The following is a 23,573-nucleotide window of genomic DNA, read 5'->3' on the forward strand; positions in this document are numbered from 1 at the left end:
CAGTTTTAAGGCCTACTTACCCACTGAGCTGATGGCCAGTTATACACAGGGCTTATTTGAGTAAATTAGCAGTTGTTGCTCGTTAAACAGGCAGCCGAAAGCCGTCTGCATGAGTCATTCATCAGGCGGTCAGTCGATCGGGAAGGGATTAATGTGATGAACGGCAGTCTGAGTGAGGCTTAAATAGGTTCGATCGACCACCCTTGGGGAGATGCAGAGAGCCTGTGGGTAATTCCAATCGCATCTAAAAAATTTTCGTCGTGTGAGGTCACGACCAAGGTACCGGGGTATTGGTTGAGCATGCTTTCTAGCGCCTGCACAGACGCGAGATCGAGGTGATTGACGGGTTCATCCAGCAGTAACAACTGCGCAGGCTGCTCGGCATAGAACACACAGGCCATTGCAGCCTTTAGCCGTTCGCCGCCACTGAGTTGTGCACAGGGACGATTAACATGCTCTGCACCAAGCCCTAGTTGCGCCAACCGGGTACGCAATTCACTCTCCGTGAATTGCCGATTGAGTGCCTGCAACTGCTCCAGAACTGAAGATTCAAGGTTCAGCAATGCCAGATGCTGATCGAGATAGGTCGTTTTAACACGGATATCCGCCAGCCCTGCCAGGATCGGTACCTGGCCAGCCAATACCTTGAGTACCGTTGATTTGCCACAGCCATTGGGTCCGAGCAAGGCAACCCGCTGGCCCCGACTAAGCGTCAGGCTGAGTGTGCGCAGCGGTTCGACGCCACAAGGCAGGCGTGCTTCAACCAACTCAGCGATATGGGCAGCGCTGTGCTGGCTCGCTGTGGGGGCATAGACAAACACGGGCTGCTGCCCTTCAACCTGGCTGGCAGCCTGCCGGACGCGCACCGATAGCGCTTCGCGCGCGGCTTGCTGATGCTGCTGCCATTTGCCGTTGCTGTTTTGACTTCGCTCCTTTTGCCGGCCCAGCAAAATCTTCGCCTGATTACCGGTGCTGGCGGACTTGCTGCCCCGTGACCGTCTGCGTTCAAGCTGTTCCGCCTGCTCGCGCAACCGTTGTTCTTGTCGATTTCGTTCAAGTTTTGCGTGGGCCAGTTGCTGCTCGGCGACGGTTTTTTGCTGCGCTTTGGCCTGTGCATAAAACGAATAACCACCGCCGTAGCTGGCCAGCCCCAAGGCTGAGAGTTCGAGGATGCGCGTCATGGGCTCCAGTAACTCACGGTCATGGCTGATCACCAGCAACGCCTTGGGCCAATGGCTGAGTTGCGCCTGCAGTACCAAACGCTGCTCACGGTCCAGATGATTGGTCGGTTCATCCAGAATCAGCAGATCGGCCTGTGTCATAAACGCCCCCATCAGTGCGACACGCATGGCTTCGCCCCCACTGAGCCGTGAGGTTGGGGTTGAAGGCATGAGGTGCTCGAGGTTGTTGTGCGCCAATTGGTCGAGTAACAGCTGACGAATGTTCCATTGCTCGCCTACAGCGTCAAAGTCCGCTTGTGCAGTACTGCCTTGTTCAATGCGTTCCAGCGCGTTGATGAGAGGTCGTACGCCGGCCAGATCGGCGACTGTCTGCCCCGGTGCATGGGTGATGTGCTGCGTCAGGTAATACACCTTCTCGGTACGCAGGCAACGCCCAGCGGTAGGAGAAATATCCCCGGCAATCAGACGGGCCAATACACTTTTACCCACACCATTACGCCCGACCAGGCCGGTATGGCGTTGATCGAGATGTAGGTTGAGGTCAGAAAATAGCGAGCTGCCATCAGGCAACTGATAGGAAACGCCTTCCAGCGTGACACAGGTAGCGTGAGTCATACGCACTCCAGAGATGCACAGATCTACCCCCCTGTTGCAGGGGAATTAAGAACTGGCCGCAAAAATTGCGGCGGCATCAATGGCGCATTGGACTAGTACCTGTAGGAAAAGGCTGGTGTCGCGATCTTTTAACAGATCAAAAGATCGCGAGGCAAGCTTGTCCTTACAGGTTGCGGGGCATTATTTACCGATACAGAAGCTGGAGAAGATCCGCCCCAGCAGGTCATCCGAACTGAATGCCCCCGTAATCTCGCCCAACGATTGCTGCGCCATACGTAAATCTTCGGCCAGTAACTCTCCGGCGCCCGCCAGCGTCAGCTGTGCACGCCCATGCTCAAGGGCATCGCTGGCGTGCTGCAACGCCTCTAGGTGACGACGACGTGCGCTGAAGCTGCTCTCGGAAGTCTGCTCGTAGCCCATGCAGGCCTTAAGGTGCTCACGCAGTAAATCCAGACCCTCCGTTGATCGGGCACTGAGGCTGATCGTTACATGGCCATCGGCGCTGACTTCAAGGCTCACCGCTTCACCGCTAAGGTCCGCCTTGTTACGAATCAAGGTGACGTTGGCGGGGTCCGGGCGCTGTTCCAAAAACTCGGGCCATAACGCGAAAGGATCATCAGCTTCCGGTGCTGTCGCATCCACCACCAGCAACACGCGATCCGCTTCACCAATGGCTTTGAGCGCCCGCTGCACACCGATTTTCTCGACCTGGTCGTCGGTGTCGCGCAAGCCAGCAGTGTCGACCACGTGCAGCGGCATGCCGTCGATGTGGATATGTTCACGCAGCACGTCGCGGGTAGTACCGGCGATCTCCGTCACGATGGCCGCTTCACGTCCGGCCAGCGCGTTGAGCAAGCTGGATTTACCGGCATTGGGACGGCCGGCAATCACCACCGTCATGCCATCGCGCAGCAATGCGCCCTGACCCGCTTCGCGCTTAACGGTGGATAACTCTTCGCGCACGTTGTCGAGCATGCCCAATACATGGCCATCAGCCAAAAAGTCGATCTCTTCCTCAGGGAAGTCAATCGCTGCTTCGACATAGATGCGCAAACTGATCAGTTGCTCGGTCAACTTATGCACACGTTGGGAGAAAGCGCCCTGCAAGGAGCGCAATGCGTTGCGTGCCGCTTGTGCAGAACTGGCTTCGATAAGGTCGGCAATCGCCTCGGCTTGCGCCAGATCGAGTTTGTCATTCAAAAATGCACGTTCACTGAATTCGCCTGGGCGGGCCAAGCGGCAACCCAGTTGAATACAGCGTTGCAGCAACATATCGAGAACGATCGGGCCACCGTGACCTTGCAACTCCAGCACGTCTTCGCCAGTAAACGAGTTTGGCCCCGGGAAATAAAGCGCGATGCCTTCGTCCAGCACTTCACTGTTTTCACCATAAAACGGCCCGTAATGGGCATAGCGCGGTTTCAGTTCGCGCTCAGTGAAGGCGTGTGCGGCGATACTGGCGAGTGGCCCGGAAATACGCACGATCCCCACACCGCCTCGGCCTTGGGCAGTCGCCACAGCAGCAATAGTTTGTGCCGGAACACTCATAAAGACAGGCCTCAAAAACAAAAGTGACAGATAGCAAAACGCCCCACTAGGGGGCGTTTTGAGTGGTGATCAACAGAGTAAGTTAAGCAGCTGCTTTTTTGGTAGCGGCTTCAACCTTACGTGTGATGTACCACTGTTGAGCGATGGACAGGCAGTTGTTCACAACCCAGTACAGCACCAGACCAGCCGGGAACCACAGGAAGAAGAAGGTGAAGATGATTGGCATCAGCTTCATTACCTTGGCCTGCATCGGATCCGGAGGAGTCGGGTTCAGACGCTGCTGGATGAACATGGTTGCGCCCATGATGATCGGCAGAATGAAGAACGGGTCTTTGATCGACAAGTCGGTAATCCAGAGCATGAACGGCGCCTGGCGCATTTCAACACTTTCCAGAAGTACCCAGTACAAGGACAGGAACACCGGCATCTGCACCAGAATCGGCAAGCAGCCGCCCAGTGGATTGATCTTCTCTTTCTTGTACAGCTCCATCATCGCTTGCGACATTTTTTGGCGATCATCACCGAACTGCTCTTTCAGAGCGGCCAGTTTTGGTGCCACAGCGCGCATGCGTGCCATCGATTTGTAGCTGGCGGCCGACAATGGGAAGAAAATCCCTTTGATCAGCATGGTCAGGAAGATAATCGACCAACCCCAGTTACCCACCAAGCTGTGGATATGTTGCAGCAACCAGAAAATTGGCTGAGCAATGAACCACAGAATGCCGTAGTCGACAGTCAGCTCCAGACCTGGGGATAACTCTTTGAGTACACCCTGGCTTTTTGGACCTGCGTACAACGTAGCGCTGGTTTCAGCAGTTTTGCCTGGCTCAACGGTCAAGGTTGGGCCAGTAAAACCGATGATGTAGTTGCCTTGGCTATCTTTGCGGGTCTGAACGACGTTGTTATCGCCTTTCTGAGGAATCCACGCAGTCACAAAGTAGTGTTGCAGCCAAGCAACCCAGCCACCTTGAACGGTTTCTTTCAGTTGGCCCTTGTCGATATCTTTCATCGACACTTTTTTGTACGGTTCTGCACTTGTCCACAGGGCTGCGCCCAGGTAAGTCGCAGTGCCGGTGGCGGTGCTGGAAGAAGGATCAGAGCTGGCGTCGCGTTTCAATTGCGCGAACAGGTTACCGGTCCACGGCTTGCTGCTCTCGTTATCAATCAAATAGCTGACTTGAACATCGTACAGGCCACGCTTAAGCGTGAAACGTTTGATGTAGTTGACGCCGTTTTCGCTGAATTTCAGGTCAACGACCAACTGATCCTGGCCTGGAGCCAGTTCAAACGTCTTTTTGTCTGCACTGAAAACCGGACGACCGGCAGTCCGAGCATCCGGTCCGTCAACGCCAGTCAGGCCACTTTGTGCCAGATAGGTACGCTCACCGCCGTTATCGAACAGCTGGAAAGGAACATCCGGGTGGTCTTGGCGACGTGGATAAAGCGGCAGACGCAGTTGGGCAATGTCACCACCCTGTGGATCAATCGCGATGTCCAGAACATCCGTTTTTACGTGGATGAGGTCTTTGCTGGCAGCAACCGGTGCTTCAGTTGGTGTGCTGCTATCAGTATTGGCGCTGGGTACATCGGCACTGTTCGAAGCGTTGTTACCTGGCACCGTATCAGGCAAAGCCTGTGGAGTGGAGCTGGCGGCAACATTCTGAGTCGGCAGGGCAGCTTGGCCGTAATCCTGGTTCCATTTCAGAACCATAACGTAGGACACGACTGCTAGAGCGACGATCAGGATCGTGCGTTTAATATCCATGATTACTCGGCCATCAAGAAGAACGGGAGGTAGGGATAGGTGGAACCGGGTCGTAACCACCGGGATTCCACGGGTGACAGCGACCTAAACGACGAAAGGTCAGCCAGCCGCCGCGAAGAACGCCATGATTTTCGATGGCTTCCATCGCGTAGCAGGAACAACTGGGGTAGAAACGGCAGTGGCTGGCCATCAAAGGACTAATGGCATAACGATAAAACTGGATCGGAAGGATCGCCAGTTTACGCATCAGGACTGCCTACCCCTACAGTTTCGGTTTTAACCGCTGGAACTGGCGTGTTACGGGCCAGGCGTTTCCAGAGTTTGCCGAAATGCTGAATCAATTCGGGGTTCTCTACGTCACCCAAACCTTTGCGCGCGACGATAACGATATCCCAACCGACCAGTTGATCCTGGTGGAGACGAAACGATTCACGCATCAAACGCTTAAGGCGATTGCGCTGAACGGAGAGCTTTACGCTCTTTTTCCCGATCACTAACCCCAGGCGGGGGTGATCAAGATCGTTGCTGCGCGCAAGGAGCAGGAGATTTTTCCCCGGAACCTTGCCGGTGGGGGAGTCAAAGACTGCCTTGAAATGTCGGGGAGTGAGTAACCGCTTTTCCCGACTGAAGTCCTGACTCACCACCATTGTCTGATTATCAAACTGCCAGACGCGCACGGCCTTTGGCGCGGCGACGCGACAGGACTGCACGGCCGTTTTTAGTAGCCATGCGAGCACGGAAACCGTGAGTGCGGGCGCGTTTGATAGTGCTTGGTTGGAAAGTACGTTTCATGTCGTGCTACCTGGTTCGTCCACAACGGGCCGGAATGGCCCCCGTTTTAAGAGACCGGCGATTCTAGAGAATGCAAGGCAATAGGTCAATTTCCAACCAACGTTAACCGCTAAATAGATGCCTGGGGTTTTGCACAAGCTTTTTGTCAGCCAACTATAAAAATAAAGAAACGAAGTATTTGAAGCTCTTTTATAAAGCTTATTAAACTTAGAGCCGCACTCTTCTGTGGATAAGTCAAAGCAGCCCATATAATTCAAGGTGTACAGAGAATGACAACACTGTCGAGAAGCCGTGCTCTGCCTGTGCTACAACCTCGGATAAGCTGTGCATGAAACACCTCTTTATCCACAGGCCAGTTATGCACAGACTTTCGACCCCACTTGTGCAATGAGCTTAGGCCCGCTTATCCACAGACCTTATGCACATACCATTTGTCGCTTTGTTCACAGCGAAAAGCGTGATCTCTCCTTATAGGCAGGCAACCTACGTGTGGATAAGTACGCGAGTGGTCGCTACAATGGCGCCTGTTTTTGCCTCACCGGCTTTCAACTTAGGGGATATCCGTGTCAGTGGAACTTTGGCAGCAGTGCGTAGAGCTTTTGCGCGATGAGCTGCCTGCCCAGCAATTCAACACCTGGATCCGTCCACTACAGGTCGAAGCCGAAGGCGACGAGTTGCGCGTGTATGCACCCAATCGGTTTGTTCTCGACTGGGTTAACGAGAAGTATCTGAGCCGTTTGCTTGAACTGCTGAATGAGCACAGCAATGGCATGGCGCCCGCGTTGTCCTTATTAATAGGCAGTAAGCGCAGTTCGGCACCTCGTGCTGCGCCCAACGCGCCATTAGCGGCGGCAGCCTCTCAACAGGCTTCGACGCCAGCACCTGCGCCAAACACTCAGTCAAACGCAGCCCCCACTCCTGCTCCGACCCCTAAGCAGGCGGCCGAAGCGAGCGAAGAGCCTTCGCGCGACAGCTTCGATCCGATGGCGGGTGCCAGCTCGCAACAAGCGCCAGTACGTGCCGAGCAACGTACTGTTCAGGTTGAAGGTGCGCTCAAGCACACCAGCTACCTGAACCGCACCTTCACCTTCGAGAACTTCGTAGAGGGTAAGTCCAACCAACTGGCCCGCGCTGCGGCTTGGCAGGTTGCGGACAATCCCAAGCACGGTTACAACCCGCTCTTCCTTTATGGCGGTGTAGGTTTGGGTAAGACGCACTTGATGCACGCGGTGGGTAACCATCTATTAAAGAAGAATCCGAATGCCAAGGTCGTGTACCTGCATTCCGAGCGTTTTGTAGCCGATATGGTCAAGGCCTTGCAGCTCAACGCTATCAACGAGTTCAAGCGCTTTTACCGTTCGGTCGACGCGCTGCTCATCGATGACATTCAATTCTTTGCGCGTAAAGAGCGGTCCCAGGAAGAGTTCTTCCATACCTTCAACGCCCTGCTTGAAGGCGGTCAGCAAGTCATTCTGACCAGCGACCGATACCCCAAAGAGATCGAAGGTCTCGAAGAGCGTCTCAAATCCCGCTTCGGCTGGGGATTGACAGTGGCCGTTGAGCCGCCAGAGCTCGAAACGCGAGTCGCGATCTTGATGAAGAAGGCAGACCAGGCCAAGGTTGACCTGCCCCACGATGCCGCCTTCTTTATTGCTCAACGCATTCGCTCCAACGTGCGTGAGCTTGAAGGTGCGCTCAAGCGGGTCATCGCTCACTCACACTTCATGGGCCGCGACATCACCATTGAGTTGATTCGCGAATCCCTGAAAGACTTGTTGGCGTTGCAAGATAAGCTTGTCTCTGTGGATAACATCCAGCGCACAGTGGCCGAGTATTACAAGATCAAAATTTCGGACCTGCTCTCCAAGCGTCGTTCACGCTCGGTAGCACGTCCCCGCCAGGTTGCCATGGCGCTGTCCAAAGAGCTGACCAACCACAGCCTGCCGGAAATTGGCGACGTGTTTGGTGGTCGCGATCACACGACAGTCTTGCACGCATGCCGCAAGATCAACGAACTCAAGGAATCCGACGCGGACATCCGCGAGGACTACAAGAACCTGCTGCGAACCCTGACAACCTGATGACACCAACGCAGCTTATTAAGGCAAGGGACTAGACCATGCATTTCACCATTCAACGCGAAGCCCTGTTGAAACCCCTGCAACTGGTCGCAGGCGTCGTTGAACGCCGCCAGACCTTGCCGGTTTTGTCCAACGTGCTGTTGGTTGTCGAAGGCCAGCAACTGTCGCTGACCGGTACCGACCTTGAAGTCGAACTGGTCGGTCGCGTCCAGCTCGAAGAACCGGCCGAGCCCGGCGAGATCACCGTACCCGCGCGCAAGCTGATGGATATTTGCAAAAGCTTGCCCAACGATGCACTGATCGACATCAAGCTTGATGATCAGAAACTGGTGGTCAAGGCAGGCCGCAGCCGCTTCACCCTGTCAACCTTGCCAGCCAATGATTTCCCGACGGTTGAAGAAGGCCCGGGTTCGCTGACGTGCAGCCTGCAGCAAAGCAAACTGCGCCGCCTGATCGAACGTACCAGCTTCGCCATGGCTCAGCAGGACGTTCGTTACTACCTCAACGGCATGCTGCTGGAAGTGTCTGCTGGTATCATCCGCGCAGTCGCCACTGACGGGCACCGTTTGGCCATGTGCTCGATGAAAGCCGACATTGGTCAGCCCGATCGTCACCAAGTGATCGTACCGCGCAAAGGTATTCTCGAACTGGCCCGCTTGCTGACCGAGCCGGACGGCGAAGTGAGCATCGTGTTGGGCGCGCACCACATCCGCGCCACCACCGGCGAGTTCACCTTCACCTCCAAGCTGGTTGATGGCAAGTTCCCGGACTACGAGCGTGTGCTGCCTAAAGGCGGTGACAAGGTGGTTATCGGTGACCGCCAGGTACTGCGTGAAGCGTTCAGCCGAACTGCGATCCTGTCCAACGAGAAGTACCGTGGTATTCGTCTGCAATTGGCCAATGGCCAACTGAAAATCCAGGCCAATAACCCGGAGCAAGAAGAAGCGGAAGAAGAAGTGGGCGTTGATTACAACGGCGGCTCGCTCGAAATTGGATTCAACGTGAGCTACCTGCTGGACGTGCTGGGCGTGATGACCACTGAACAAGTGCGCCTCATCCTGTCTGACTCTAACAGCAGCGCCTTGGTGCAAGAGTCTGATAACGACGACTCGGCCTACGTTGTTATGCCGATGCGCCTGTAATCTATGCACAGCCCAAGCTAGATGTCCCTTAGTCGCGTCACAGTCGCCGGAGTGCGTAACCTGCACCCGGTGACCCTCTCCCCTTCCCCCCGCATCAATATCCTGTACGGCGCCAATGGCAGCGGAAAAACCAGCGTGCTCGAAGCGGTTCACTTGCTGGGGCTGGCGCGTTCGTTTCGCAGCGTGCGGCTTACACCCGTCATCCAGCATGATCAGTCCAGCTGTACAGTTTTTGGTCAGGTAGAACTGGCGGAAGGCGGACACAGCGCGCTCGGAGTCTCGCGTGATCGGCAAGGGGACTTTCAAATAAGGATCGACGGTCAAAATGCGCGCAGTGCGGCGCAACTGGCTGAGATCTTGCCCCTGCAATTAATCAATCCTGACAGCTTTCGACTACTGGAAGGTGCCCCCAAGATTCGTAGGCAGTTTCTCGATTGGGGCGTGTTCCATGTGGAACCGCGCTTTATGTCGACCTGGCAGCGGCTACAGAAGGCCCTGCGGCAGCGGAACTCATGGCTGCGGCATGGTACACTCGACGCCGTTTCACAAGCGGCATGGGACCGGGAACTGTGCCTGGCCAGTGCTGACATTGATGAATACCGCCGCGCTTACATCAAAGCCTTGAAACCTGTCTTTGAGCAGACTTTAAGTGAGTTGCTTGAGCTCGAAGGTTTAACGCTGAGTTATTACCGTGGTTGGGACAAAGACCGAGAGCTTAGTGCTGTACTCGCCGCGTCTGTCCACCGGGACCAGCAAATGGGGCACACCCAAGCCGGACCACAACGTGCTGATTTGCGCCTGAAGATAGGCACCAATAACGCGGCTGACATTTTGTCGCGCGGACAGCAAAAGCTAGTGGTCTGTGCCTTGCGCATTGCTCAAGGGCACTTGGTCAGTCAGGCAAGGCGCGGCCAATGTATTTATCTAGTGGATGACTTGCCGTCCGAATTGGATGAGCAGCATCGCAACGCACTGTGTCGCTTGTTGGAAGACTTACGCTGCCAGGTATTTATCACCTGTGTAGATCACGAATTATTGAGGGAAGGCTGGCAGACGGAAACGCCAGTTGCTCTGTTCCACGTGGAACAGGGCTGTATCACCCAGACCCACGACCATCGGGAGTGAAGGCATTGAGCGAAGAAAATACGTACGACTCAACGAGCATTAAAGTGCTGAAAGGCCTGGATGCCGTACGCAAACGTCCCGGTATGTACATTGGTGACACCGACGATGGCAGCGGTCTGCACCACATGGTGTTCGAAGTAGTCGACAACTCCATCGACGAAGCGCTGGCGGGTCATTGCGACGACATCACCATTACCATCCACCCGGATGAATCTATCACCGTGCGCGACAACGGCCGCGGCATCCCGGTTGACGTGCACAAAGAGGAAGGCGTTTCGGCCGCCGAGGTCATCATGACCGTGCTGCACGCTGGCGGTAAATTCGATGACAACTCCTACAAAGTATCCGGTGGATTGCACGGTGTAGGTGTTTCGGTTGTAAACGCCCTGTCCGAGTTGCTGGTGCTGACAGTGCGCCGCAGTGGCAAAATCTGGGAACAGACCTACGTCCACGGTGTTCCTCAGGCGCCGATGGCGATCGTTGGCGAAAGCGATACCACCGGTACTCAGATTCACTTCAAACCGTCTGCTGAAACCTTCAAGAACATCCACTTCAGTTGGGACATCCTGGCTAAGCGGATTCGTGAACTGTCCTTCCTTAACTCCGGTGTTGGCATCGTCCTCAAAGATGAGCGCAGCGGCAAGGAAGAGCTGTTCAAGTACGAAGGCGGCCTGCGTGCGTTCGTTGACTACCTGAACACCAACAAGACTCCGGTCAACCAGGTGTTTCACTTCAATGTTCAGCGTGAAGACGGCATTGGCGTAGAAATCGCCTTGCAGTGGAACGACAGCTTCAACGAGAACCTGTTGTGCTTCACCAACAACATTCCTCAGCGCGATGGCGGTACGCACTTGGTGGGCTTCCGTTCTGCCCTGACGCGTAACCTCAACACCTACATCGAAGCTGAAGGCCTGGCCAAGAAGCACAAAGTCGCCACCACCGGTGATGACGCCCGTGAAGGCCTGACTGCCATTATCTCGGTGAAAGTACCGGATCCGAAGTTCAGCTCCCAGACCAAAGACAAGCTGGTGTCTTCTGAAGTGAAGACCGCTGTTGAACAGGAAATGGGTAAGTTCTTCTCCGACTTCCTGCTGGAAAACCCGAACGAAGCCAAGCTGATTGTCGGCAAGATGATCGACGCAGCCCGTGCGCGTGAAGCGGCACGTAAAGCCCGCGAGATGACCCGCCGCAAAGGCGCATTGGACATCGCAGGCTTGCCGGGCAAGTTGGCTGACTGCCAGGAAAAAGACCCGGCGCTGTCCGAACTGTACCTCGTGGAAGGTGACTCTGCTGGCGGCTCCGCCAAGCAGGGACGTAACCGTCGTACCCAAGCGATCCTGCCGTTGAAAGGTAAAATCCTCAACGTTGAGAAAGCCCGTTTCGACAAGATGATCTCTTCGCAAGAAGTTGGCACCTTGATCACCGCGCTGGGTTGCGGCATTGGCCGTGACGAGTACAACATCGACAAACTGCGTTATCACAACATCATCATCATGACCGATGCTGACGTCGACGGTTCGCACATCCGTACCCTGCTGCTGACCTTCTTCTTCCGTCAACTGCCGGAACTGATCGAGCGTGGTTACATCTACATTGCCCAGCCGCCGTTGTACAAAGTGAAAAAGGGCAAGCAAGAGCAATACATCAAAGACGACGAGGCCATGGAAGAATACATGACCCAGTCGGCCCTTGAAGACGCCAGCCTGCACCTCAACGAAGAAGCCCCAGGCATCTCTGGTGAGGCGCTGGAGCGTCTGGTATACGACTTCCGCATGGTCATGAAGACACTCAAGCGTCTGTCGCGCCTGTACCCACAGGAACTGACCGAGCACTTCATCTACCTGCCAGCCGTTACCCTTGAGCAGTTGGGCGACCACGCTGCCATGCAAGCGTGGATGGCCAAGTACGAAGAGCGTCTGCGTCTGGTCGAGAAATCGGGCCTGGTCTACAAAGCCAGCCTGCGCGAAGACCGTGAACGTAATGTCTGGTTGCCAGAGGTCGAATTGATCTCCCACGGCCACTCGACCTTCATCACCTTCAACCGCGACTTCTTCGGCAGCAACGACTACAAAACCGTTGTGACCTTGGGCGCACAACTGAGCACCCTGCTCGACGACGGCGCGTACATCCAGCGTGGCGAACGTCGCAAGCAAGTGACCGAGTTCAAAGAAGCCCTAGAGTGGTTGATGGCCGAAAGCACCAAGCGCCACACCATCCAGCGCTACAAAGGGCTGGGCGAAATGAACCCGGACCAACTCTGGGAAACCACCATGGACCCAAGCGTGCGTCGCATGCTGAAAGTCACCATTGAAGACGCGGTCGGCGCTGACCAGATCTTCAACACCTTGATGGGCGACGCCGTAGAACCGCGCCGTGAATTCATCGAGAGCAACGCACTGGCCGTGTCCAACCTGGACTTCTGACGGTGTAACGCGCAGTACCAAAAAGGCCAACGCTGAGCGTTGGCCTTTTTTATTGAGCAAATAATAACTAAACCGCCAACAAAACCCCCTGCTCTTCCCTGCACAACTCCAACAAGAAATCCCACACGACCCGTAGCCTCACCGACTTGTGCAACTCGCGCCGGGTGCTGATCCAGTAGCTGCGCTGCACCGATTCATCAGGCAGTACGCGTACCAGTTCCGGGTCGTTGCTGGCCATGTAGTTGGGCAGTACCGCGATGCCCAGTCCGGCGCGTGCCGCTTGTTGCTGCGCAATAACGCTGGTGCTGCGAAAGCTCACGGTCGGGTTGCGGCAGAAGTGGTTGATAAACAGCAGTTCCTGACTGAATAGCAGGTCGTCGACGTAGCCGATCCAGTAGTGGTTGGCCAGGTCGTCGCGGTTTTTCAGCGGCGGTGCTTTTTCGAGGTAGGTGCGGCTGGCGTAGAGCGCCAAACGGTAGTCAGTGAGCTTGCGGGTGATTAACAGGTCGGCGTGGGGGCGGTCGAGGTGGACACTGATTTCTGCCTCTCGGTTGAGGATGCTGACAAAGCGCGGCACCGCCACCAACTCAACTTCAAGCCCTGGATAACGTTCAAATAACCCGCGTAATCGCGAGGTGATGAACATGATCCCGATGCCTTCAGTGACGCCCAGGCGGATTTTGCCCAGAGGGGCGATGGCCTGGGTGATTTCTTCTTGGGCCAACAGGGCGACGTTTTCCATCGCTTCGGCATGTTTGAGCAGTGCCTGCCCGGCTGGGGTTAGTTCGTAGCCTTGGGCGTGTTGCACAAACAGCGCCGTGCCGAGGTGCTGTTCAATGCTCTCAATGTGCCGCGCTACTGTGCTGTGGGTGGTATTGAGGCGCTTGGCTGCCGTGAGCAGGCGCCCGCTGCGCTGCAACTCCAAAAAATACCGCAGGTCGTTCCAGTCGAACATCGTCATCCCTCAGTGCCCGGTATTCCCAGGCTGTGCAAAAACGCACAAGCCATGGGTGAAATCGCGCGTTTTCAACTCGAAAATAATCAATACGATGGTGTAGGACAAGAACAATAAATATAGGCGCGAGGTGATGCATGCCATCAGCCAATAAGGTGTATGACTACATCGTCGTGGGCGCCGGGCCTGCGGGTTCGGTGTTGGCCAATCGGCTGTCTGCCGATCCCAAGCACACAGTGCTGCTGCTCGAAGCCGGCGGCAAAGATAACTACCCGTGGATCCATATTCCGGTGGGCTACCTGTATTGCATTGGTAACCCGCGCACCGACTGGTGTTTCAAAACCCAAGCTCAGCCCGGCTTGCAAGGCCGCAGCCTGAGTTACCCGCGTGGCAAGGTGTTGGGCGGTAGCTCATCCATCAACGGCATGATCTACATGCGCGGCCAGGCCGGTGACTACGATCACTGGGCCGAGTTGGGTAACGGGGGCTGGTCTTGGAAAGACGTGTTGCCGCTGTTCAAACGCAGTGAAAAACACCACGCCGGGAATTCCGCGCTGCACGGTGCTGATGGCGAGTGGCGGGTTGAGCAACAGCGTTACACATGGTCGATTCTGGATGCCTTCCGTGACGCAGCCGCTCAAAACGGGATCGCCAGCGTCAATGATTTCAACGGTGGCGACAATCAGGGCTGTGGATACTTTCAAGTGAACCAGCGGGCCGGTGTGCGCTGGAATGCCTCCAAAGCTTTTTTGCGTCCTGTGGATAAACGCCCCAATCTGACCGTGTTGACCGGCGTACAGGTCGACAAAGTCCTGCTTGAAAACCGGCGTGCTACTCAAGTGCGTGCTCGCTGGCAAGGCGCTGACCATGACTTTACTGCACGCCGCGAGATCATCTTGTGTGCAGGCTCGATTGGCTCTCCCGGTATTTTGCAGCGCTCTGGCATTGGTCCTCGCCCCCTGCTAGAAAGCCTGGGGATAACGGTTCAACACGAACTGCCCGGCGTCGGTGGCAACCTGCAAGACCACCTGCAACTGCGACTGATCTTCAAACTGAGCAATGCCCGCACCCTTAACCAAGTGGCCAACAGCCTGTGGGGCAAAGTCGGTATGGGCCTGCGTTATGCCTACGATCGAAGTGGTCCATTGGCCATGGCCCCAAGCCAACTGGGTGCCTTCGTCAAATCTGACCCGGATCAACCCTCAGCCAATTTGCAGTATCACGTACAACCGCTGTCGCTGGAGCGCTTTGGCGAGCCGCTGCATACCTTCCCGGCCTTCACGGCCTCGGTGTGCAACTTGCGGCCAAAAAGCCGCGGCCGGGTCGATATTCGTTCGGCCAACCCGAATGACGCGCCACTCATCGACCCTAATTACCTGAGTCACCCCGACGACTTAAAAGTCGCAGCCGACGCGATACGCCTAACCCGGCGCATTGTGGCCAGTTCAGCGCTCCAGGCTTTCAACCCCGAGGAATACCTGCCCGGTAGCGCCCTGCAAAGCGAACAGGAGTTGTACGAAGCGGCGGCTAAGATCGGTACTACCATCTTTCATCCTGTGGGCACCTGCCGCATGGGGCAAGACGTAGAAGCGGTAGTTGATGCCGAGCTACGGGTCCATGGCGTTCCGGGCTTGAGAGTGGCGGACGCCTCGATCATGCCGAATATCGTCTCAGGTAACACCTGTTCACCCACGTTGATGATTGGCGAAAAAGCCGCACAGTTGATTCTGAATGCGCACCTTCATGCACAGGAGAAAGAAGCGGGCGCGAGCCGCACAGCAGCTACACCGGTCGCGTGAAAGCGATCGTGGTTTCGGTCGCAGTCATCCGAAACCGACAGTGGACAACAACAATAATCACTGTGGCCCATAGGGCTGAGGACATTGAATATGTCGGACTCAATTACACAATCGGCTGCCGCCCCCGCGAAAGGGACTACTGGCCGTGAAGAACGAAAGATCATTTTTGCGTCATCCCTCGGGACCGTTTTCGAGTGGTATGACTTTTTCTTGTATGGCGCGCTGGCGACCGTCCTGAGCAAGCAGTTCTTTTCAGGGGTTAACGACACCACCGCGTTTATCTTTGCCTTGATGGCCTTCGCCGCCGGCTTTTTGGTGAGACCGTTCGGAGCACTGGTGTTTGGCCGCTTGGGCGACATGATCGGGCGCAAATACACCTTCCTCATGACCATCGTTCTGATGGGCTTATCGACCTTCGCTGTCGGCCTGCTGCCGACCTACACCAGCATCGGGATCGCCGCGCCGATCATGCTGGTGCTGCTGCGCATGCTCCAAGGGCTAGCGCTGGGCGGTGAATATGGCGGTGCGGCGACGTACGTGGCTGAACACGCGGCCCCCAGCAAGCGGGGTTTCAACACCAGCTGGATTCAATCCACTGCGACCTTGGGCCTTCTGCTGTCACTGATCGTAGTGCTGAGTTGCCGTTACCTTACGGGTGATCAATTTGAAGTCTGGGGCTGGCGCCTGCCGTTCCTGCTGTCCATCGTGCTGCTGGGCATCTCGACGTGGATCCGCATGAGCATGCATGAGTCACCTGCTTTCGCAAAAATGAAAGCTGAAGGTAAAACCAGCAAATCGCCGATCCGTGAATCGTTCGGCAAATGGGAAAACCTGAAAATTGTGCTGATCGCCCTGTTCGGTATCAACGCAGGTCAGGCTGTGACCTTCTATACGGCGCAGTTCTACGTGCTGTTCTTCCTCACGCAGATGCTTAAGATGGACCCGGCCCAGGCCAACATGCTGTTAATTATCAGTGTGGTCATCGGTGCGCCGTTCTTCATCTTCTTTGGCTGGTTGTCGGACCGTGTGGGGCGTAAACCGATCTTAATGCTCGGCTTGCTGCTGGCCACGGTGCTGTACTTCCCGCTGTTCAAAGCCCTGAGCCACTACGCCAACCCGCAGATTGATGCTGCCAGTCGTCAGTCACCGATTGTGGTGATGGCCGACCCGTCGACCTGTACCTTCCAGTTCGACCCGGTGGGCAAAGCGCGTTTTGACAGCCCATGTGACAAGGTTAAAACCTTCCTCGTGAGACAGGGCCTGCCTTACAACTCGCAGTCCGCCCCTGCGGGTACCAATGTGCAGGTGTCGGTGGGTGAGCAACAGATCACAGGCTTCGATGAAGCGGCCATGCGCGCTGCCATTACCGCAGCAGGCTACCCGGCGAAAGCCGACCCGAGCACCGTGAATCAGCCGATGGTGGTTCTGATAATGGTGCTGCTGACACTCATCGCTTGCATGACCTACGGTCCATTGGCAGCGGTCATGGTTGAACTGTTCCCGACGCGCATCCGCTACACCTCCATGTCCCTGCCCTACCACATCGGTAACGGCTGGTTTGGCGGGTTCCTGCCGACCGTATCCTTTGCGTTGGTGGTCTTTACTGGGGATATTTTCTACGGGCTGTGGTACCCCGTGGTCATCACTGGTGTGAGCTTGGTGGTGGGGATGCTGTTCCTCAAGGAAACCCGAAACGTGAACATCGATAAGGTCTAAAGTCACCAGACCTGTAGGAGCTACCGCAGGCTGCGATCTTTTGATCTTTAAAAGATCGCAGGCTGCGGCAGCTCCTACGAGGGTTAATAAGCACACAATAAAAAACCGACCCTCAGGTCGGTTTTTTATGCTCTTAGAAAAACTTATGCACGTTTTTTGCTAAACAGTCATACCTAGAAATAAGTATTTAAATCATGAGGTTATGACTGTTTTTACAAAGAAATCCAAAACTTGTGCACACGTTATCCACAATTCACTCAGTTGACGGTTATCTCTTCTGATGCGGCCACAGGTGGCAGCGAACCCATGGCCCGCTGAGCGTCTTCATTCCAGGTTTGCACCCGGTCATTAAGTTCAGCAATGGCCCGTGGGCCGCTGCCGTTGGCGTACATCGGCTCCCCGATCACCAGCTCAATCGTGCCTGGGCGCTTAGCCCAGCCAGTCTTGGGCCAGAACTTGCCCGCGTTGTGGGCAATTGGCAGCACCGGCAACTCTGCGTTGACCGCCAAGGCTGTACCGCCCCGCGAAAATTTGCCGACCTGACCGTACGGCACACGCGTGCCCTCCGGAAAAATCAGCACCCAAACGTTGTCCTTGAGCAGCTCATCGCCCTTTTTGGCGATGTGCTTGAGTGCTGCCTTCGGGTTATCGCGGTCGATGGCAATCGGACGCAGCATCGCCATCGCCCAGCCAAAAAACGGCACGTACAGCAGTTCGCGCTTGAGCACCTGGCTCAACGGCTGAAAGTAAGCCGAGAGAAAAAACGTCTCCCAGGTACTTTGGTGGTTGGCCAGAATCACGCAGGGGCGCTCAGGGATGTGCTCAGCCCCGGTGACCTTGACGTTGATGCCCAGAAACACCCGCGTCAGCCACAACGCGCAGCGGCACCAATACACGTTGATAAAGCGGTAACGCGCAGGAAAGGACAAAAAGGGCGCGACAAAAAAACTCAGTGAGCACCACAGCAGAGAGCTGGAGCCCAACAGCAGGTAAAAGAAAAAAGTTCTGATGGCCTGCAGTATCGACATAGCGACTTTTACCGTTGCGGATAAAACAGGAATGAACAACCCGGCGCACAGCGAGCTGGCGCGTGTTCAAACCTGTTTTATTTGTGGATAAGTTCTGCGGCGACTGCCGCCAGATCGTCAAATATTAGGGTATTAACCGGTAAATTTTTGGCCAAAGTTTGTAGGCCTTTTCCGGTTTTTACCAAAACTGGCTGAGAATCGACGGCTTGTGCAGCCTGTAAGTCACCCAAACTGTCACCGACAAACCAACATCCGGCTAAATCAGCACCGTAATGTGTGGCAATGGTCTGCAACATGCCCGGTTTGGGCTTGCGGCAAGCGCAGCCTGCATCGGGACCGTGAGGGCAATAAACGATCAGGCCGACCTCACCGCCCTGCTCGGCCACTAACGAACGCAAGCGCTCGTGCATGGCATCCAGCGTGGCGATGTCGTAATAGCCGCGGGCAATGCCGGACTGGTTGGTCGCGACGGCGACCGTCCAGCCCGCCTTGCTCAACTGCGCGATGGCCTCAATCGCGCCGGGGAGCGGTCTCCACTCCTCGACAGACTTGATGTAAGCGTCGGAGTCATAATTGATGACGCCGTCCCGATCGAGAATCAGCAGTTTCAACATTCAGCCCTTAGCTCAGCAACGAAATATCAGCAACGCCCAGGAACAGGCCGCGCAAGCGCGCCAGCAAGGCGTAGCGGTTGGCGCGCACACTGGCGTCTTCAGCGTTGATCATCACCGCTTCAAAGAACGCATCCACCGGCTCGCGCAGCGAGGCCAGACGGGTCAGTGCTTCGTTGTACTGACGGGCAGCGGCCATAGGCTGGACCGCTTCGTCGGCTTTCTGAATGGCCGAGTACAGTGAGAACTCGCTGGCGTTGTCGAAGAACTTGGCTTCGACGTTTGTCGAAATCTTGCCTTCAACTTTGCTCAGCAGGTTCGAGACGCGCTTGTTCACGGCGGCCAGTGCAGCGGCTTCCGGCAATTGACGGAACGCTTGAACGGCTTGCACCCGCTGATCGAAGTCCAGTGCCGAACGCGGTTGCAACGCACGTACCGACAGGTAAGTCGCCACGTCCACGCCTTCGTCTTCGTAACGCGCACGCAGGCGGTCGAAGATGAATTCCAGCACTTGATCCGCCAACCCGGCCGACTTGATCTTGGCGCCGAACGCCGACACAGCGAAATTCACTGCTTCGGTTAGGTCGAGGTCGAGTTTTTTGTCGATCAGAATGCGCAAGATACCCAGCGCTGCGCGACGCAGTGCATACGGGTCTTTGCTGCCGGTAGGCAACATGCCGATACCGAAAATGCCCACCAAGGTGTCGAGCTTGTCGGCGATTGCCACTGCTGCACCCGTCAGGGTGGTCGGCAGTTCAGCGCCAGCACCGCGCGGCATGTACTGCTCGTTTAGCGCCAGTGCGACATCTTGTGGCTCGCCATCGTTGAGGGCGTAGTAGTAACCGGCAATACCTTGCATTTCCGGGAACTCGCCGACCATTTCGGTGGCCAGGTCGCACTTGGACAGCAAGCCTGCACGGGCTGCGCGCTGAGCGTCACCGCCAATGCGTGGCGCAATGAACGCGGCCAGCTTGGACACGCGCTCGGCCTTGTCGAAAACGCTGCCCAGTTGCGCCTGGAACACCACGTTTTGCAGGCGCTGGTTGAAACTTTCTAGCGTTTGCTTTTTGTCTTGCTTGAAGAAGAACTCAGCATCGGTCAGACGCGGGCGAACCACTTTCTCGTTACCCGAGATGATTTGCTTCGGGTCTTTGCTCTCGATGTTGGCCACAGTGATGAAGCGCGGCAGCAGCTTGCCATCAACGTCCAGCAGGCAGAAATACTTCTGGTTGTCCTGCATGGTGGTGATCAGGGCTTCTTGCGGCACATCCAGGAAGCGCTCTTCGAACGAGCACACCAGCGGCACCGGCCATTCAACCAGCGCGGTCACTTCGTCGAGCAGGCTTGGCGGCACGATGGCTGTCCCTTCCTGCATCGTTGCCAGTTCGGCCACACGCTTGGAAATCAGCTCGCGACGCTCATTGAAGTCCGCTAGCACATGGGCTTTGCGCAAGTCTTCGAGGTAGTTGGCAGGCGAAGTGATGCGCACGCTTTCTGGATGGTGGAAGCGGTGACCACGGGAGTCACGACCCGCCTTTTGCGCAAGGATAGTGCAGTCGATCACGTCATCGCCCAACAGCATGACCAGCCATTGGGTTGGACGTACGAACTCTTCTTTGCGGGCACCCCAGCGCATGCGCTTAGGGATTGGCAGGTCGTTCAGTGAGTCTTCAATGATGGTCGGCAGCAGGCTGGCGGTCGGCTTGCCGACGATCACCTGGCTGAAACGCAGTTTTGGACCACTTTGATCGATTTCGCTCAGCTCAACGCCGCACTTCTTGGCAAAACCAAGGGCTGCTTGCGTCGGGTTGCCTTCAGCGTCAAACGCGGCCTGACGTGGCGGGCCGTCGATGTTGATGCTGCGATCAGGCTGTTGCGTGTCGAGTTGGGTTAGCAGCACGGCTAGACGACGCGGCGCGGCATAGACTTTTTTTGCGCTGAAGTTCAGACCGGCGCTTTGCAGGCCTTTTTCGATACCGGCCAAAAATGCTTCGGCCAACGTATTGAGGGCTTTTGGCGGCAGTTCTTCAGTGCCCAGTTCAACCAGAAAATCTTGAGCACTCATTGTGCAGCCTCCAACTTAGCCAACACTTCATCACGCAAATCAGGTGGAGCCATCGGGAAGCCCAGCTTGGCGCGTGCTTCGAGATATGCCTGGGCCACCGAACGTGCCAGGGTCCGCACACGCAGAATGTACTGCTGGCGTGCTGTCACTGAAATTGCCCGGCGCGCGTCCAGCAGGTTAAAGGTGTGAGATGCCTTGAGCACCATTTCGTAGCTTGGCAGAGGCAGCGGCTGGTCGAGTTCGATTAGGCGCTTGGCTTCGCTTTCGTAGAAATCGAACAGCTCGAACAGCTTGTCGACGTTGGCGTGTTCAAAGTTGTAAGTCGACTGCTCGACTTCATTCTGATGGAACACATCGCCGTAGGTCACTTTGCCGAACGGGCCGTCAGTCCAGACCAGGTCGTAGACAGAATCTACGCCTTGCAGGTACATCGCCAGACGCTCAAGGCCGTAGGTGATTTCGCCGGTCACCGGGTAGCACTCAATACCGCCTACTTGCTGGAAGTAAGTGAACTGAGTGACTTCCATACCGTTGAGCCAGATTTCCCAGCCCAGACCCCAGGCGCCCAGTGTTGGCGATTCCCAGTTGTCTTCGACGAAACGGATGTCGTGAACCAGCGGGTCCAGGCCGATGTGCTTCAGGGAGCCCAAGTACAGCTCCTGGAAGTTTGGCGGATTGGGCTTCAATACCACCTGAAACTGGTAGTAGTGCTGCAGACGGTTCGGGTTTTCGCCGTAGCGGCCGTCAGTCGGGCGACGACTGGGCTGCACATAAGCGGCGTTCCAGGTTTCTGGGCCCAGAGAGCGCAAAAACGTGGCGGTATGGAAAGTGCCGGCGCCCACTTCCATATCGTAGGGCTGAAGCACCACACAACCTTGCTCGGCCCAGTATTGCTGGAGGGCGAGGATCAAGTCTTGGAAGGTACGCACTGCTGGCGTAGGCTGGCTCACAAATTCACCTGTTTCTTGGGCTGCGATTTAAAGAGCGGGAGTATACCCGATTCGGTCGCGCCTCCACCTCTTGGAGCCTATATGCCACGTTGTTTCTGGTGCCCTGATGACCCGTTGTATGCGGCCTATCACGATCAAGAGTGGGGCGTGCCGTTGCGCGATGCGCATGGGCTCTTCGAGTTGTTATTGCTCGAAGGGTTCCAGGCAGGCTTGTCATGGATCACCGTTTTGCGCAAACGCGAGCACTATCGCAAGGTCATGTTCGGCTTTGATGTGCAGCGTTTGGCGGTCATGACAGACGCTGAGATAGAGGCCTTGCTGCTGGATCCGGGCATCGTGCGCAACCGCTTGAAAGTCACCGGTGCACGGCGCAACGCCCAAGCCTGGCTGGCTTTGAAAGACCCGGTCGAGTTTTTATGGTCGTTTGTCGGCGGCCAGCCGAAGATCAACCATTTCACCGAGCGCCATGAGTTTGCGGCCGTGACGCCCGAAGCTGAAGCCATGAGCAAAGGATTGAAAAAAGCCGGATTTACGTTTGTTGGCCCGACTATCTGCTACGCCTTCATGCAGGCCAGTGGCATGGTCATGGACCACGCCACCACCTGCGACCGCTACGCTGAACTGTCCAACGCCGGGTAGAATGCGGGAAATTTGCTGACGTTACTTCTGAGAGATTTGCCTGTGGAAAAGTTTAAAGGCGCCTTGCTGGTCGGGGCTTTACGGTTGTTTGCCATGCTCCCGTGGGGCGCGGTACAACGCGTGGGCTCGGCCATCGGCTGGCTGATGTGGAAACTGCCCAATCGTTCCCGCGAGGTGGTGCGAATCAACCTAGCCAAATGCTTCCCTGAAATGGACCCGATTGCCCGTGAGCAACTGGTCGGCCAAAGCCTCAAAGACATCGGCAAAAGCCTGACCGAGAGCGCCTGCGCCTGGATCTGGCCCGCTCAACGCTCGATTGACCTGGTGCGTGAAGTGGAAGGCCTAGACGTACTCAAAGATGCGCTGGCGTCCGGCAAAGGCGTGGTCGGCATCACCAGCCACCTGGGCAACTGGGAAGTGCTCAACCACTTCTATTGCAGCCAGTGCAAACCGATCATTTTTTACCGCCCACCCAAGCTCAAGGCCGTCGACGAACTGCTGCGCAAACAGCGCGTACAGCTCGGCAACCGCGTAGCTGCGTCGACCAAAGAAGGCATCTTGAGTGTCATCAAAGAAGTGCGCAAAGGTGGCCAGGTGGGCATTCCGGCCGACCCGGAGCCCGCAGAATCAGCGGGTATTTTTGTGCCGTTCCTCGGGACCATGGCCCTGACCAGCAAGTTCGTGCCCAACATGCTGGCGGGTGGCAAAGCGGTGGGCGTATTCCTGCACGCAGTGCGCTTGCCAGACGGTTCGGGCTTTAAGGTGATATTGGAAGCCGCGCCAGAAGCCATGTACAGCACCGACACCCAAACCGCGTGTGCGGCCATGAGCCAAGTGGTTGAAAAGTACGTACGGGCTTACCCGAGCCAATACATGTGGAGCATGAAACGCTTTAAAAAACGTCCGCCGGGTGAGGCGCGCTGGTACTAACGCCACTCCCCCTCACCCCAACCCTCTCCCCCAGGAGAGGGAGCCGATTGGGGGATATTTGAGGGTTTTCGTGATCCTGAACGTGCTGCTTTGAATCGATATTCGACCCGGTTTTTCAGGTCGATGAATACCTGAAAACAGTGCGGTCGGTTCCTTCTCCTTCTGGGAGAGGGCTAGGGTGGGTAGAAACCGGGTACGTCCTTTACGT

Annotated in this window: 19 protein-coding genes; 8 read left to right on the top strand and 11 right to left on the bottom strand. The window is 56.1% G+C overall.

Annotation, left to right across the window (positions count from 1 at the left end):
* Positions 1 to 179 precede the first annotated feature (179 nt).
* The 6 genes from B347_RS0107720 to rpmH all read right to left on the bottom strand — a co-directional run bounded on the left by B347_RS0107720 (position 180) and on the right by rpmH (position 5,901).
* Positions 180 to 1,796: an ABC-F family ATP-binding cassette domain-containing protein gene (locus tag B347_RS0107720; RefSeq protein ID WP_019409127.1), complete on the bottom strand. Its 1,617-nt coding sequence runs from the start codon at positions 1,794 to 1,796 to the stop codon at positions 180 to 182.
* Between the two features lie 180 nt (positions 1,797 to 1,976).
* Positions 1,977 to 3,344, bottom strand: coding sequence for a tRNA uridine-5-carboxymethylaminomethyl(34) synthesis GTPase MnmE (mnmE, locus tag B347_RS0107725; protein ID WP_019409128.1), 1,368 nt, complete (start codon positions 3,342 to 3,344; stop codon positions 1,977 to 1,979).
* 82 nt (positions 3,345 to 3,426) lie between these two features.
* Positions 3,427 to 5,109 carry a membrane protein insertase YidC gene (gene yidC, locus B347_RS0107730; RefSeq protein ID WP_019409129.1) on the bottom strand — a complete coding sequence of 561 codons (1,683 nt, stop codon included), beginning with the start codon at positions 5,107 to 5,109 and terminating at the stop codon, positions 3,427 to 3,429.
* 13 nt (positions 5,110 to 5,122) lie between these two features.
* Complete coding sequence (yidD, locus tag B347_RS25830) at positions 5,123 to 5,356, bottom strand: membrane protein insertion efficiency factor YidD (protein ID WP_081498269.1); 234 nt, start codon at positions 5,354 to 5,356, stop codon at positions 5,123 to 5,125.
* Complete coding sequence (rnpA, locus tag B347_RS0107735; RefSeq protein WP_026014053.1) at positions 5,349 to 5,750, bottom strand: ribonuclease P protein component; 402 nt, start codon at positions 5,748 to 5,750, stop codon at positions 5,349 to 5,351. Before rnpA ends, yidD begins: the two co-directional genes overlap by 8 nt.
* Positions 5,751 to 5,766: 16 nt before the next feature.
* A complete protein-coding gene (gene rpmH, locus B347_RS24750; protein WP_003213577.1) occupies positions 5,767 to 5,901 on the bottom strand; it encodes a 50S ribosomal protein L34 in 135 nt (44 codons plus the stop codon).
* 563 nt (positions 5,902 to 6,464) lie between these two features.
* On the opposite strand from rpmH, the gene dnaA reads away from it, so the two are divergent.
* The 4 genes from dnaA to gyrB are packed head-to-tail and all read left to right on the top strand — an operon-like array spanning position 6,465 to position 12,672.
* The gene (gene dnaA, locus B347_RS0107740; protein ID WP_019409131.1) at positions 6,465 to 7,982 is read left to right on the top strand and encodes a chromosomal replication initiator protein DnaA; all 1,518 of its coding nucleotides are present in this window, start codon (positions 6,465 to 6,467) and stop codon (positions 7,980 to 7,982) included.
* 38 nt (positions 7,983 to 8,020) lie between these two features.
* Positions 8,021 to 9,124, top strand: a complete 1,104-nt coding sequence (dnaN, locus tag B347_RS0107745; protein WP_019409132.1) for a DNA polymerase III subunit beta — start codon at positions 8,021 to 8,023, stop codon at positions 9,122 to 9,124.
* 21 nt (positions 9,125 to 9,145) lie between these two features.
* Positions 9,146 to 10,249, top strand: a complete 1,104-nt coding sequence (gene recF, locus B347_RS0107750) for a DNA replication/repair protein RecF (RefSeq protein WP_026014054.1) — start codon at positions 9,146 to 9,148, stop codon at positions 10,247 to 10,249.
* Positions 10,250 to 10,254: 5 nt separating this feature from the next.
* Positions 10,255 to 12,672, top strand: coding sequence for a DNA topoisomerase (ATP-hydrolyzing) subunit B (gyrB, locus tag B347_RS0107755; protein WP_026014055.1), 2,418 nt, complete (start codon positions 10,255 to 10,257; stop codon positions 12,670 to 12,672).
* Positions 12,673 to 12,739: 67 nt separating this feature from the next.
* On the opposite strand, the gene B347_RS0107760 is transcribed toward gyrB, so the two are convergent.
* Positions 12,740 to 13,627 (bottom strand): LysR family transcriptional regulator, encoded by an 888-nt coding sequence (locus B347_RS0107760; protein ID WP_019409135.1) that lies wholly within the window; start codon positions 13,625 to 13,627, stop codon positions 12,740 to 12,742.
* Positions 13,628 to 13,764: 137 nt separating this feature from the next.
* Between B347_RS0107760 and B347_RS0107770 the strand changes: the two genes are divergently transcribed.
* Together B347_RS0107770 and B347_RS0107775 are read left to right on the top strand one after the other, a co-directional pair.
* Positions 13,765 to 15,426: a GMC family oxidoreductase gene (locus B347_RS0107770; protein ID WP_019409136.1), complete on the top strand. Its 1,662-nt coding sequence runs from the start codon at positions 13,765 to 13,767 to the stop codon at positions 15,424 to 15,426.
* 90 nt (positions 15,427 to 15,516) lie between these two features.
* Entirely contained in the window at positions 15,517 to 17,142 is a 1,626-nt protein-coding gene (locus B347_RS0107775) for an MFS transporter (protein WP_019409137.1), read from the top strand.
* A gap of 257 nt (positions 17,143 to 17,399) precedes the next feature.
* Here the strand turns inward: B347_RS0107775 and B347_RS0107780 are convergent, their stop codons facing one another.
* From B347_RS0107780 to glyQ, 4 genes are all read right to left on the bottom strand, one after another.
* On the bottom strand, positions 17,400 to 18,170 hold the full coding sequence (locus B347_RS0107780) for a lysophospholipid acyltransferase family protein (RefSeq protein WP_019409138.1): 771 nt from the start codon (positions 18,168 to 18,170) through the stop codon (positions 17,400 to 17,402).
* 77 nt (positions 18,171 to 18,247) lie between these two features.
* A complete protein-coding gene (gmhB, locus tag B347_RS0107785; RefSeq protein ID WP_019409139.1) occupies positions 18,248 to 18,784 on the bottom strand; it encodes a D-glycero-beta-D-manno-heptose 1,7-bisphosphate 7-phosphatase in 537 nt (178 codons plus the stop codon).
* A 7-nt stretch (positions 18,785 to 18,791) separates the two neighbouring features.
* The gene (gene glyS / locus B347_RS0107790) at positions 18,792 to 20,846 is read right to left on the bottom strand and encodes a glycine--tRNA ligase subunit beta (RefSeq protein ID WP_019409140.1); all 2,055 of its coding nucleotides are present in this window, start codon (positions 20,844 to 20,846) and stop codon (positions 18,792 to 18,794) included.
* Complete coding sequence (gene glyQ / locus B347_RS0107795; protein WP_003437964.1) at positions 20,843 to 21,796, bottom strand: glycine--tRNA ligase subunit alpha; 954 nt, start codon at positions 21,794 to 21,796, stop codon at positions 20,843 to 20,845. The genes glyS and glyQ overlap by 4 nt, the downstream gene beginning before the upstream one ends.
* Before the next feature lie 81 nt (positions 21,797 to 21,877).
* On the opposite strand from glyQ, the gene B347_RS0107800 reads away from it, so the two are divergent.
* Together B347_RS0107800 and B347_RS0107805 are read left to right on the top strand one after the other, a co-directional pair.
* Entirely contained in the window at positions 21,878 to 22,435 is a 558-nt protein-coding gene (locus tag B347_RS0107800; RefSeq protein WP_019409141.1) for a DNA-3-methyladenine glycosylase I, read from the top strand.
* A gap of 42 nt (positions 22,436 to 22,477) precedes the next feature.
* Positions 22,478 to 23,365, top strand: coding sequence for a lysophospholipid acyltransferase (locus B347_RS0107805; protein ID WP_019409142.1), 888 nt, complete (start codon positions 22,478 to 22,480; stop codon positions 23,363 to 23,365).
* The last annotated feature ends 208 nt before the right edge of the window (positions 23,366 to 23,573 follow it).

The organism is Pseudomonas psychrophila HA-4 (genome assembly GCF_000282975.1).
Classification (GTDB): domain Bacteria; phylum Pseudomonadota; class Gammaproteobacteria; order Pseudomonadales; family Pseudomonadaceae; genus Aquipseudomonas; species Aquipseudomonas psychrophila_A.